We start from the raw sequence: 13,000 nt of genomic DNA, 5'->3' as shown, positions 1-13,000 counted from the left end.
TTTCTTCTCTAAAATATCTATCTTTGCACCCCAATATTTTAAAAATACTATTTTATGAGAAGAAACCTTTTTCATTGCTCCGACAGTCAACAAGGGGCAACAGATAAAGTGACTCTTTTGTTCGGAATCACCATTTTTTTCAAATTCCTGCTATTCGATTTCATCTGGAGCATCCCCACCACATTCGCTTCATTCTCTACCATCGAGTTCTATGCAACCAAGATAATAGCCACCCTCGTACTTCTCGCCCCCTATAAGTTCTTCCGGCTCTGGAAAACAGAAATAGTCATCATGCTTTTGCTGGATATACTACTGATTGTCAACCTAATGTATTTCCGCACCTACTATACTGCCATCCCACTTAACAGCTATGGACTTTCTGGAAACCTCGCCGATTTCACCGGAAGCGTTTACGACTCTTTCCGCTGGTACGACATCTTCTTCCCTCTATCTACCATTGCCAGTATCCCCCTTTATTGGCATTACAAAAGAAATACCGCCGGAAGAACATCATACAAGTATTACGGAGGAGCTTTGGGAATCGGTATTCTGCTGTTTACCATCACCACCCTGGCCAAAGGAGGATTCAAGGAAGCATACAACACCGTCCGCCAGAAAGCCTATCTGTGTGCAAGCACCACTTCCATGTATACCGTCTTCGGAAGCCTATGCTATGACCTCATCAACCAGAAGCAGGAGGCCACCCCACAGATACAGCAAGAGATAAAGGAGTGGCTGAGCCAGAAACCCGGACATCACCCTTTGGCCGGACGTATCGGAATCCGCAACAACTGCATCGTCATCCTGGCAGAATCTTTGGAAAGCTGGGTACTCGAAAGGGAAGTGGAAGGGCAAGAGATTACCCCATATCTCAACAAACTGCTGCAAGACTCCACCACCCTATACGCCCCCCACGTACTGACGCAAGTGAAAGGAGGACGTTCCATTGATGCACAGCTGTTGCTTTGCGCCGGTATGCTGCCTATCAACAGCGGCACATACAGCAGCCAATATCCTGACCACACCTACGGAACCCTGCAAAAAGCCATGCATCAGCAGAAGAACTCGCGCAACTACCTCCTGACCATTGATAAAGTATCGACCTGGAACCAAGGCGTCATAGCCTACAGTTTCGGGACCGACACCATCATTGCTTATCATGACTTTGAACTGACAGAAGCCTTTGGCACGCACAAACGTACCGGAGACGGCTCCTTCCTGGCGCAATGCAGCCAAAAAATAGAGAAGGGGGAAATCTGGAAGAAGGGGGAGAATGTTTACATGCAGCTGGTGACCTACTCCGGCCATGCTCCCTTCAAATTGCCTGAAGAATTGAAAGAGATTCATTTCTCTCCGGCCATTCCACAGAAAATGAATGACTATATGACCACTGCACGCTATACGGACAAGGCGATAGGAAAATTCGTGGAGTACTTGAAAACACTCCCACAATACGACGAGACCCTTATCGTCATCACCGGTGACCACGAAGGACTGGCTACCTACCGTGAAGAATTGTGTAACGCCCCCGGTGGCAAGGGTATCGTATCCGACAAGACATTCACCCCTTTCATCATAGTAAACTCTCCGGTAGGCATACGTTATGATAAAGTGATGGGACAAATCGATATGTACCCCACCTTACTGAACCTGCTCCAACTGGATGATTACTACTGGAGCGGATTGGGCCAAAGTATCCTCGACCCATGCAAGAAAGGATTCGCCATCAGCCCCCAAATGGAGGTGGTAGGTGAAGAGCCCACCCCGGCAGAAGCCGAGTTCGCCAAAAAAGCATACGATATTTCCGACCAGATGATACATTTTGATTATCTTTGCTCAAAAGCGAAGATAGGCGGCACCTCAAAATAAAAAATGAACAAGTTCATTTTGTTCTGCTTTCGGTTTGCACTATCTTTGCACCGTTCAAAAGAAGTAAAATGTAAATAAAAGCAATGAAGGTACATATTCATCCGCACTATGCCGCCTACGAGAGTTATATCCGAGCCATCCCATCGGAAGAATATGAACGGGAAGAGGTTTATTGTAACCGAAGGAACACAGTCGAAAGAGTGCGGTTCGGAGACAAGGACTTCGTAATCAAGAAATACAAAAGACCTGCCCTCATAAACTGCCTCATTTACACTTGGTTCCGCAAAAGCAAAGCGCAGCGCGCCTTTGAATATGCAGAACTTTTTCTGCAACGGGGAATAGAGACCGCCCCTCCGGTAGCTTATATAGAAATCAAAAAGAATGGTTTCTTCCACACCGGATACTTTATTTCCGAATACCTCCCCTACCCGCTTGTTACGGATATGTTCGGTACGGAAATGGAGGAAGAAGAGAAAAAACGGCTAAGACATGACCTCGTAGACTTCACTCTCCAATTACATCTGAACAAGGTCTTGCCACTGGACTATAATCCCAAGAATATATTTTACCGGAAGACAAACGGCAAATATCACTTCGCCCTCATTGACATCAACCGCCTGAAGCTCGGTAAAGTACCCGGTATCAGAATGTCCATGAATGCCTTCAGCCAACTGGGTATTCCCGCCGATGACTTCATGAAAATAATACCTCTATATGCCGAGCAAAGAGGATTCGATATTGAAGAATGCATATTCTTCACTCTCTTCAGCAGACTGAAATGGAGAAAGCAAAGACAATTTAAAAATTTCGTCAAAAGCAAGCTTCATTTCTGAAATGTCGTATCTTTGTACCAACGAGATTAGAAAACTATGCAAGATTATATCACCCAGTCCATCCAAGAAGGTATCAGGCTCAAAGAAAATATCCTGAACAACCGGCAAATGCTTACCGACATCGAAACCGTCGGCAATCTGATAGTACAAGCCCTTCGACAAGGGCACAAAGTCTTGCTTTGCGGTAACGGCGGCAGTGCAGCCGATGCCCAGCATATCGCTGCCGAACTCGTCGGACGTTTCGTGACCGAACGGGAAGGCCTGCCCGCCATCGCCATGACAACCGACACTTCCATCCTGACCGCAGTCAGCAATGATTATGGCTTCGACCGCGTCTTCGAACGGCAGACAGCAGCCTTGGGAACGAAAGGTGATATTCTGATAGGCCTTTCTACCAGCGGCAACTCTCCCAACGTAGAGCATGCCTTGCAGAAGGCACAATCTATGGGCATCACCACCATAGGGCTCCTGGGAAGGGATGGAGGAAGGTGCAAGGAACTTTGCAATTACCCGCTGATTATACAGCACGCCGAATCTGCCAGGATTCAAGAAGTGCACATTACCATCGGACATATCTTGTGCGGCATCGTTGACAATAAACTGTTCTCCCATGAATAAAGCGATTTTCCTTGATCGGGACGGTACCATCAATGTTGATTTCGGCTACGTTTATAAGACCCAAGAGCTTGAATTATTGCCCGGTGTAGCCGAAGCACTCCGTATTTTTCAAGAATTGGGTTATCTGCTGATTGTCATCACGAACCAATCCGGTATTGGACGTGGCTACTTTACACTGGAGGACGCCGAACAGTTCAACCGAGCACTCGCCCAAGAGCTGGAAAAACATGGAGTTATACTGAACGATTTCTATACTTGCCCTCACGCTCCGGAAGAACATTGCGAATGCCGTAAGCCTTCTCCTTTCATGGTGACGGAAGCGATGAAGAAATATGAAATCGACCCATCCCAATCCTATATGTTCGGAGATAAGAAATCGGATACGGAATGCGGCGAAAGAAGTGGTGTCAAGTCCTTCCGGGTCACCTCTGAGCATTCACTTCTATATTGGGCCAACCAATTAAAAAACAACCTATTATGAATACAGAATTAAACAGTATAAAGGGAAAGAAGGTACTCGTTATCGGAGACGTGATGCTGGATACTTACCATATAGGGGACGTGAAAAGGATTTCTCCCGAAGCCCCCGTACCAGTGGTCCGTGTCACCCGTACCTACAATGTATTGGGAGGAGCGGCCAATGTTGCAAGAAATCTGTTGGGACTGGGTTGCTCGCCGTATGTCGTCAGCCTGCTTGGCAACGACCACAACGGAAACACAATGCAGGAGATGTTCGCTGATTTGGGTATCAGAAACGAACTGTTTCATACAGAACACCCAACCATCACCAAAACCCGCGTAATAGGCAACAGCCAGCAAGTAGTACGGCTGGACTTTGAAACAGAAAATGAATGCCTGAACGAAGAGACTGAGCAGAAACTGCTGGATGCCGTGAAGCGTGCACTCCCCGAAGTGGACATTGTCGTGATTTCGGATTATGGCAAGGGAGTATGCAATGATACAGTATGCCAGCAGGTTATATCCGCCTCTGCCGGGCAAGGGAAGAAGGTCATTATAGACCCCAAAGGGACAAATTGGGAGAAATACCGTTCCGCAACCATCATCACCCCCAACCTGAAAGAGCTTTCGGCTGTTTCGGGAGTGGATGTGAGAAATGAGGATAAAGAAATCCATAGCGCAGCAGACCGGATACTGAAGGAGTATAACCTTACTTCTCTATTAGTGACACGTTCCGAAAAAGGCATGTCATACATAGCTCCCGATGCCTCGCAGGACATTCCTACCGAAGCAAGGGAAGTATATGACGTTTCAGGTGCAGGCGATACTGTCGTGGCAACTTTAGCAGCTGCGCTGGCAGCCGGTATCCCTATTGCAGATGCCATTTATCTTGCCAATAAAGCGGCTGGCATTGTAGTCGGGAAAATAGGCACCAGTCCCATTCTGTTCAAAGAGTTGCAGGACGAGTTACAAATCGGGAAACCGGCCAGCAAACTTATTCCTATTTCCCAACTTGCAGATACTATAAAACAACTGCGTGCGCAGGAGCGCAAAATCATATTCACAAACGGCTGCTTCGACATTCTGCACAAAGGACACGTGTGCTATCTGGAAAAGGCCAAAAGACTGGGGGACGTACTTATCGTAGGATTGAATTCGGACAGCTCAGTAAAACGTCTGAAAGGGGAATCGCGCCCTATCAATGATGAAAGCGCCCGCTCCACAGTCCTGGCAGCCTTGGAAGCAGTGGACTACGTAGTGATTTTTACGGAAGATACCCCTCTGAATCTCATCAAAACAGTTGCACCGGACGTGTTGGTAAAAGGTGGCGACTATGCCATAGAAAACATTGTAGGCAGGGAGTACGCCCAAGAAACAGTAACTATCCCTTTCGTAGACGGTTATTCCACTACAAAGACTATAGGCGCCATCAACCAAGAGAAGCAATAATCTTTTCAGCGACTTGTTGGGGGGTAATATCCACCATACACTTCTGATAAACAGCCAGCTTGCATTTACCCCGTCCGTCTTTGGTGCACGGACGGCAAGGCAGGGCTGTTTCGAGTATTTCCACCGTAGGTCCCGTAGGGAAACCGAAGGCCGTAGGTCCCATCAAGGCAAAAGCAGGAACACGGAACAAATCAGCGGCATGCATAAAACCCGTATCAGCGCTGATTACCAGATTGGAACGCAACACTATGTAAGAAGACTCCATCAATGAGGTTTGTCCCGCAAGGTTAACTACCCGTTCCGGTGCAGCACTTCTGATTTCCTCACAGAAAGTATCCTTCGGACCAGCCAGAATAACAAATTTATACTCAGGAAGAAGGGCAACCAATTCTTTCCAATAGGAAACGGGCCAGCGTTTCATTTCCCAGTTGGCAGACGGCACCAATGTAATCATATCTTTGGTTACAAAGTTCTCATACTTGCTACGTATTTCATCCGGGAAATGCCAGTCGTGATAGTTGTCCGGAAAATGCGTAATTCCCCATTTCTTCAATGGTTTCTGAAAAGACACCATCCCCCTGAAAGGCTTGTCGAAATGATTGATTCCCAGTTTAAACAACAAAAAGCGTTTGCCTCTCTCTTTGCTCCGCAAAGCAACGTAAGGTTTCACAAAAGGCAATGGAGACACTATCAGCTTCAATATGTTGGAACGGATATTACTATGAGCGTCATAAATGTAGTCGAAATGCTCTTTTCTCAAATCAGCCGCCATCTTCAACAATCCGGCAAGTCCGGTCTCCTTGTCAAACGCCCAGATTTTATCAATCCTGCCATCCATCGACAAGGTCCCCACCATATCTTTCCGGGTAATCCAATGAATTTCCACATCTGCAAACCGTTCACGTATTCCACCGATAATTCCCATACACTGGATAATATCCCCTATCGAACTGAAACGGATAATTAAGAATTTGGTCATAACAAATTTATTAGAATTGCTGATTCGGCACAAAAGTAATAACTTAATTCAAGTTTCGCAAATAGCGATATAGGCTAATCATACAATATAGAACATCAGCCTACACAAAACACAAACATAAAAATTCAATCCAAGTCCAAACTATTGTCTACAAGAAATCTAGAGGTATTATATATCACTCATAAAACAGTATATTTCACACCAATATTGTTTTTGCATATTATAAAATATAAATGTTTTCAAGTAATTATAATCAAAAACTCCATTTATATAAATATCTTTGTACTTATTTTCTCAATTAGCAAAAGATGACAGCTATAAAATCTCAAAACAGATTATTTTCAATCGTTATACCTACATGGAATAACCTTGCTTTCCTAAAACTATGCATACAAAGTATCCAAAGAAACTCTTACTACAATCACCAAATCATTGTACACGTAAACGATGGAAGTGACGGAACCTTAGAGTGGATAAAAAAAGCAGGTATTGATTACACACATTCTGAGCAGAATATCGGAGTATGTTTTGCTATGAATATGATGCGCACTAAAGTCAAAACTGATTATATTCTATTTTTGAATGATGATATGTATGTACTCCCTTTTTGGGACAAGGTTCTCTATGACGAAATAGAAAAACTGTCTGACAATTATTTCTTTCTTTCAGCTACATCAATACAACCACATACACAAAGCGCATCAACCATCTTAGCCAATTATGGAGACAGTATCGAAACTTTTCAAGAAGATAAATTACTGAAAGAATACATGAACTACAAAATAAACGACTGGATGGGAGCTACCATTCCTCCCAATATCGTACACCGGGACATTTGGGATTTAGTAGGCGGTTATAGTATAGAATACTCACCCGGAATGTACAGCGACCCAGATTTCACCGCAAAATTATATATGTGTGGAGTCAGATTCATGAAAGGGCTACAAGCCAGTCGCATCTATCATTTTGAAACAAAATCAACTACCCGCATACGCAAGAATTGTGGTCAAATGCAATTTCTATTAAAATGGGGCATGACTTCATCCACATTCCGCAAAGTTTTCACTTACAAAGGAAAAGATTTCAAATCCCAAAAGATAGGAACTTTCAAAACAGGAAATAGATTCAAAATAAGCCTAATACGCGGCCGCCTAAAAGCCATATTTTATTTATTAACCAAAGATTTCGGTCCCTTATGGAAATTTTGGAAAAAAACATTTGTCTAACATTTCCCTAAAAGAGCAAAATTATAAAATAGAATTGGAACTTTCTTGTGAAGAATAGGGCTTATCCAAATCCAAATAGTGGAAATTATGCTGTCTCTGCCCGCTTTGTTTCGGTATAACCATGTAGTCTCCATATTTTCGGGTCAGATAGGCGTCATAATCTTGTACTCCCCACACTGTTTCGCCCTCAAACGAAACGGGAGTCGGAGCTCCCAGCTCTGCCTTGGGCATGATGCCGCGCATACCGTCATCATAATCACAAACTAAAGAAGACTTGTCAAAGTCATAGGTGGTCATCACATTTCTGATACTCCTCTGTACGCCGGCAGTAGTAAAAAGTCTCCGGCACAGCAGCGGCAACCATGAGCCGAGACCCTTCCCATGCTTATAAGGGTCGCGGTAGATAAAATAGAGCACCCGCTTGTAAAATTCATACCGGGCAAAATGAATCCTCTGTTTCAGGTTGCTTTGCGGTACACCGTCCAATGGAAATACGTCCAAGTAGATACCTCCCAAGTATTTCAAATGCATACGCTCGATAAGAGTCGTATCCGCATCTTGTATCTTGGCAAAAGGTAATGGATAATTCGGATCATTTTCTGCGCAGACAGCCTCATAAGGCTGGGGAAGCCACTCCTTGGAATGAGACATCAACAAATCATAATCAGCCCTCGGCATACCGATATCCAAATCATCGTCCCAAGGGATAAATCCCTTATGACGGACTGCACCAAGCATAGTACCGGCCATTATATAATAGCGCAAACCATGTTCTTTACAAACTTTATCCACAGCAAGCAATATCTTCAAAATACGAAGCTGCAAAGGACGTATATCATAATCTGCCATAAAAATCAGCCCATTAATTAATAAAGTTGTGAAGGAATCAACCGCTGTGCTTGTTCAAAGTCATTCACCGTATCAAGCTCCACAGAAAAATATTCGGTAGTGTCAAGCGCATAGAAAGAGTGTCCTTGTGGTATGAGACGCTCAAAAGCACGTTCATAGAAGATATTATCCAAACCTTCTTTGGTAATCATAACCTCCAATTCCCGGAAAAGCGCTTCTGTATAAGCGGCAGACATCTTCTCGATGCCAATAGACTCGCCAATAGCTCGGGATATGGAGCACGTCTTACTGATTTCCAACACCTTGCCATCATTGTCCGCTATTACCTTGATTTCCTCTTCCCCCAATGTATGATGGTTCAGAGCCAACGCATCCGCTTGACCATATCCAAGCAACTTGGCTACAATCTGCGGGTCAAAAAGGATATCGCTGTCCAGCAACAGAATGTCCTCTTTATCTACATAAGGCCGTGTAAGCCATAAAGAGTAGATATTATTGGTAGAAGCATATTTCTCATTATAGATAAACGTAACCTCCAATGCCGGATAATGAGCTTCCAGAAAGTTCACAATCTGCTGCTGTCTATAACCGGTGACAATGACAAACTCCCGAAAGCCATTCTGCAGCAATGCATCAAAGGCTCTTTGCAGCAAACAACGCTCTCCAACTTTCAACAGACATTTTGGAGTGGTATCAGTCAACGGACGCAAACGCGAAGCTATCCCTGCAGCCAATATAACCGCTTTCATTGTAATGCAATTTTTTTAATGGTGTCAATGACAATACGGTTCTGTTCAGGACGCCCCAAGGTAATACGCAAATGGGTATTGATGTCTGGTTCATTCATGAACTTCACCTTATAATCCTCGTCGGCAAAAGCTTTCTGTAAGCGTTCTTTCAAGACAATCGGATATTTTATAAGGACAAAGTTCGCCACCGACTCATATACCTTGAAACCAGGCAACGTCCCTATCTCCGCTTCAAAGCAGGCGCGACTCTCATTCATCAGCCGTGCTATATTCCGGTAATGCGCATCCGATTTCAGTGCGGCAATAGCAATATCCTCAGAGATACGGTTATAACCCAGATATTTGTTGCTGTATTTGCCAAAGTTGGCCAACTCCTTACTCATAAACCCAAACCCCATGCGCAATCCGGGCAATCCGTAGAACTTGGAAAGCGTGCGTGAAATAATCAGGTTGGGATATTTATCAACCAGCATTTTAATATAGTCCGTATCAGTAGATACGAAAGAGGCATAGGCTTCGTCCACCAAAACGATGGTTGTTACGGGCAACTCAGCCAACAAAGCGTCCAATTCTGCAGGGGTCAGACCGTTACCGGTGGGATTATTGGGCGAAGCGATTAATAAGACCTTGGGATTCTCACGCTGTACCATCTCTTTCATGGCAGCGAAATCATATTTAAAGGTATTGCCATCCTCATACAATGGATACTGCAACGTATGCCCGTCCACTTCATCAGCAATGGATTTATAGTACCACCACGAGAATTTAGGAATGAGCATCGTCTTGTTCCCATCCTCTTGGGTCAGGAAATAGTGGACTGCTTGTTTCAATATATCTTCTCCACCATAACCCAACAGCACCTGCGGCTCATCGATTCCGTAAGTCTCGGACAGATAAACGGACAGAATGCTCTTCTTGCCTTCGTCGTAGATACGGGTATAGAAACAGAGTTTGTTTATATCAAAATTCTTCAGAGCCTCCACCACCTCTTGCGAAGGTGCGTAGTTAAACTCATTGCGGTCCAAATAATTCATATCTTAGGTTTCTTTTGTTAATACTTTCCGATAACACTCCATCGTCTCACGCGCCATCTGCTCCTCCGTGAAACGCTGTGCCCACTTCAGCCCCTCCTCAATCATGGTGGCACGCAAAGAAGGCTCTTGTGTACGGGCAATCGCTGCCGCCAATCCCTCCACATCATGGGGACGCACATACAATGAATGCTCCCCCCCCGCTTCTTCAAGACAAGAGCCGGTTGCTGCTACCACCGGAATGCCGGAATGCAAAGCCTCAAGAATAGGGATGCCAAAACCTTCGTAAACGGATGGGTATACAAAAGTCTCGGCCGACTGATAAATGGCAGGTAAATCGTCCGAAGGGATACCATGCAGAAAATGTACTCTGTCTTGCAATCCGGCTTTTGTCATAAACTCTTTCAGCTGATGGATATAGGCTGTGGGTCTCCCTACCAGAACAAAATGCAGTTCATCGGGCAGATACTCCAAAGCCTTCACAATGGCCAGCGCATTTTTACGCTCCTCAATGGTGCCCACCGACAAGATATAGCGTTCGGGCAACCGATAACTCCGCATCACCTCCTTGCGCTTATCCTTACCGACACGACAGGCATACAGAGAACTACACCCTTGGTAAATAACGGAAATTTTATCCGCAGGAATTCCATAATAATGTATGATGTCACGCTTGGTACACTCACTCACAGCAATGATGTGGTCTGCATGCTTGCATGCATAGCGGCATTTGTAGTTATAAATCAAGCGGTCGACCAACGAAAAACAATGTGAAAGTCTCAGGAAAATAAGGTCGTGAACAGTCACCACACTCTTTACTTCCCGTACCCGATGGATGGTCAAGGGAAGTTCGTTACTCAGTCCGTGGAACAGCTGTATGTTGTCCCGTTTCAAAGTCCTGCGTATGCCTCCCACACGCCACAACGAAGTCATTCCTCTCCAGAGCCAATAAGACGGATAATGTACCGATACCGTTCCCCGGCTTTCGGCCACCATCGACGAGAGTTGCTGATTTTCACGGTGTACCGGAGCATACAGCCAATACTCGTTTTCCGGAGCAAAGGCTGACAATGACTGCACCACATACCGGCTGTAATTGCCCAATCCCGTAAAATTCTGCACAGCCCGTTTTCCGTCGTATCCTATTCTCATCTCTAAAAAGTTTCAGCTGCAAATGTACAAGATAATCCTCATATAGCAGTCTATTTCGCTTTCCTTTTTTGACAAAAACACAAATTCACCTATAAAACATAAGATAGAGATGAGCAATCACTTGCTGTCTGTTACAAAAACCAAGTACGGAATCGGGCACATCCCCATTGTTCAATCCGTACTGGCCCATTGTTTTATCCTTCAAACACCTTATCTCCTTCCCGAAAACTACTTTATTCATCATCGGCCCACTGTTATGAACCAATTCAACCACACTAGTGAGCTATTTAGTTCACTCAAGTGAACATTACGGCTCACTAACGTGGGCTGCTGAAGAATCCAAAAGTAAAACGAAAGAATGAAAAGGATGCAACAGAAGAAAGAAGGATACGGAACGGAAGAAAACACGGGTGAGAGCAAAATTTACCCTCACCCTTTTCGATTGCTCTCACCCACCCCTGCAATGCCGATGAATAGGGAAGTTGAAGAAAAGAGTGAGAGCGGTGAGGGCAGAAATGCAAACTTAAAAACGGAAAGAGTCAAATTATTTTCCGGGCATTACTTAGCCACTTTGACGGATTAGTCGTATCTTCGCACGATGGAAAATCGTCGAAAAGAACAGCAGCATTATGAGAGTCATTGTTGACAACAAAATACCTTTCATTAAAGAAGCCATCGAAAAAATAGCCGACAGCGTGATTTATACTCCCGGCAGAGACTTCACTCCGGAGTTGGTAAAAGATGCCGATGCACTGATTATACGTACCCGCACCCGCTGCAACAAGGAATTGCTGGAAGGCAGTAAAGTCCGCTTCATTGCTACCGCCACCATAGGCTTCGACCATATAGATACGGAATATTGCCGTGAAGCAGGCATCGCTTGGACCAATGCCCCCGGATGCAATTCAGCATCCGTAGCCCAATACGTGCAATCAGCCTTACTATTATTGCAACAACTCAAAGGAGTACAACTGTCCGAATTGACATTAGGCATCATCGGCGTAGGCAATGTGGGTAGCAAAATAGCCCAAGTAGGGCAAGAACTAGGCATGCGTGTCCTGAAGAATGACCTGCCCCGGCAAGACAAGGAAGGAGAGAGCGATTTCAGTTCCTTGCAAGCACTCGCAGCAGAATGTGATATCCTCACCTTCCACGTACCTTTATATAAGGAAGGGCCATACAAAACATTCCATTTGGCAGACCATACTTTCTTCCGGTCATTAAAACGCTGTCCCGTCATTATCAATACCTCACGTGGAGAGGTGATTGAAACCAATGCGCTCCTGAATGCCTTAGAAGACGGACTGATTTCCGATGCCATCATTGATGTATGGGAGAATGAGCCTGATATCAATCTTACCTTATTAAAGAGAGTGTTCCTTGGAACTCCCCATATAGCCGGTTATTCAGCCGACGGAAAAGCCAATGCCACCCGTATGTCCCTGGATGCCCTTTGCCGTTTCTTTCACATCAAAGCCGACTACCGCATCGCTCCCCCCCAACCCCGGAACCCGATTATTACCGCCGACAGCCTGGCAGAAGCATATCTGCAAATGTATGACCCGAGAAGGGACAGCGAAGCACTGAAAACACATCCCGAACAATTTGAAAAATTGCGGGGAGACTACCCGCTACGAAGAGAAAAAGATGCTTACACTTATATCCCAAAGTAGCACATACATTTAGAAATACAGCCCGATAATACAAAAGACGTCACTATATAAGCTCCTCACGCCTTTACTATCAATGCCGAATCAGAGGAAACTATAGGCAAAACATTACAATA

Annotated in this window: 13 protein-coding genes; 8 read left to right on the top strand and 5 right to left on the bottom strand. The window is 44.9% G+C overall.

What is annotated here, in order from left to right; genetic code table 11:
- The first annotated feature begins 54 nt into the window (after positions 1-54).
- The 5 genes from DW039_RS04890 to hldE all read left to right on the top strand — a co-directional run bounded on the left by DW039_RS04890 (position 55) and on the right by hldE (position 5,228).
- Complete coding sequence (locus DW039_RS04890; RefSeq protein WP_120381758.1) at positions 55-1,869, top strand: LTA synthase family protein; 1,815 nt, start codon at positions 55-57, stop codon at positions 1,867-1,869.
- Positions 1,870-1,952: 83 nt separating this feature from the next.
- Complete coding sequence (locus tag DW039_RS04885; RefSeq protein ID WP_005825949.1) at positions 1,953-2,702, top strand: lipopolysaccharide kinase InaA family protein; 750 nt, start codon at positions 1,953-1,955, stop codon at positions 2,700-2,702.
- A gap of 36 nt (positions 2,703-2,738) precedes the next feature.
- Entirely contained in the window at positions 2,739-3,320 is a 582-nt protein-coding gene (gene gmhA, locus DW039_RS04880) for a D-sedoheptulose 7-phosphate isomerase (protein WP_057281889.1), read from the top strand.
- On the top strand, positions 3,313-3,801 hold the full coding sequence (locus tag DW039_RS04875; protein ID WP_016272073.1) for a D-glycero-beta-D-manno-heptose 1,7-bisphosphate 7-phosphatase: 489 nt from the start codon (positions 3,313-3,315) through the stop codon (positions 3,799-3,801). The genes gmhA and DW039_RS04875 overlap by 8 nt, the downstream gene beginning before the upstream one ends.
- Entirely contained in the window at positions 3,798-5,228 is a 1,431-nt protein-coding gene (gene hldE / locus DW039_RS04870; protein WP_057087401.1) for a bifunctional D-glycero-beta-D-manno-heptose-7-phosphate kinase/D-glycero-beta-D-manno-heptose 1-phosphate adenylyltransferase HldE, read from the top strand. The genes DW039_RS04875 and hldE overlap by 4 nt, the downstream gene beginning before the upstream one ends.
- On the opposite strand, the gene DW039_RS04865 is transcribed toward hldE, so the two are convergent.
- Positions 5,209-6,207 carry a glycosyltransferase family 9 protein gene (locus DW039_RS04865; RefSeq protein ID WP_005833792.1) on the bottom strand — a complete coding sequence of 333 codons (999 nt, stop codon included), beginning with the start codon at positions 6,205-6,207 and terminating at the stop codon, positions 5,209-5,211. The two genes, hldE and DW039_RS04865, sit on opposite strands and share 20 nt — an antisense overlap.
- A gap of 308 nt (positions 6,208-6,515) precedes the next feature.
- Here DW039_RS04865 and DW039_RS04860 point away from each other — a divergent pair, with 308 nt between their 5' ends.
- Positions 6,516-7,433, top strand: a complete 918-nt coding sequence (locus DW039_RS04860; protein WP_005825959.1) for a glycosyltransferase family 2 protein — start codon at positions 6,516-6,518, stop codon at positions 7,431-7,433.
- A gap of 21 nt (positions 7,434-7,454) precedes the next feature.
- On the opposite strand, the gene DW039_RS04855 is transcribed toward DW039_RS04860, so the two are convergent.
- The 4 genes from DW039_RS04855 to DW039_RS04840 are packed head-to-tail and all read right to left on the bottom strand — an operon-like array spanning position 7,455 to position 11,214.
- Complete coding sequence (locus DW039_RS04855) at positions 7,455-8,282, bottom strand: phosphorylcholine transferase LicD (protein WP_120381757.1); 828 nt, start codon at positions 8,280-8,282, stop codon at positions 7,455-7,457.
- A 17-nt stretch (positions 8,283-8,299) separates the two neighbouring features.
- The gene (locus DW039_RS04850; protein WP_005825963.1) at positions 8,300-9,031 is read right to left on the bottom strand and encodes an NTP transferase domain-containing protein; all 732 of its coding nucleotides are present in this window, start codon (positions 9,029-9,031) and stop codon (positions 8,300-8,302) included.
- Positions 9,028-10,065 carry a histidinol-phosphate transaminase gene (locus tag DW039_RS04845; protein WP_022401857.1) on the bottom strand — a complete coding sequence of 346 codons (1,038 nt, stop codon included), beginning with the start codon at positions 10,063-10,065 and terminating at the stop codon, positions 9,028-9,030. Before DW039_RS04845 ends, DW039_RS04850 begins: the two co-directional genes overlap by 4 nt.
- A gap of 3 nt (positions 10,066-10,068) precedes the next feature.
- Complete coding sequence (locus DW039_RS04840; protein WP_098031934.1) at positions 10,069-11,214, bottom strand: glycosyltransferase family 1 protein; 1,146 nt, start codon at positions 11,212-11,214, stop codon at positions 10,069-10,071.
- A gap of 367 nt (positions 11,215-11,581) precedes the next feature.
- Here DW039_RS04840 and DW039_RS04835 point away from each other — a divergent pair, with 367 nt between their 5' ends.
- A complete protein-coding gene (locus DW039_RS04835) occupies positions 11,582-11,797 on the top strand; it encodes a hypothetical protein (protein WP_229075254.1) in 216 nt (71 codons plus the stop codon).
- Between the two features lie 46 nt (positions 11,798-11,843).
- A complete protein-coding gene (gene pdxB, locus DW039_RS04830; RefSeq protein ID WP_120381756.1) occupies positions 11,844-12,887 on the top strand; it encodes a 4-phosphoerythronate dehydrogenase PdxB in 1,044 nt (347 codons plus the stop codon).
- The last annotated feature ends 113 nt before the right edge of the window (positions 12,888-13,000 follow it).

It is taken from the genome of Bacteroides sp. AF39-16AC (genome assembly GCF_003602735.1).
GTDB classification, from domain to species: domain Bacteria; phylum Bacteroidota; class Bacteroidia; order Bacteroidales; family Bacteroidaceae; genus Bacteroides; species Bacteroides uniformis.
This window is presented reverse-complemented; position numbering and strand designations above follow the sequence as displayed.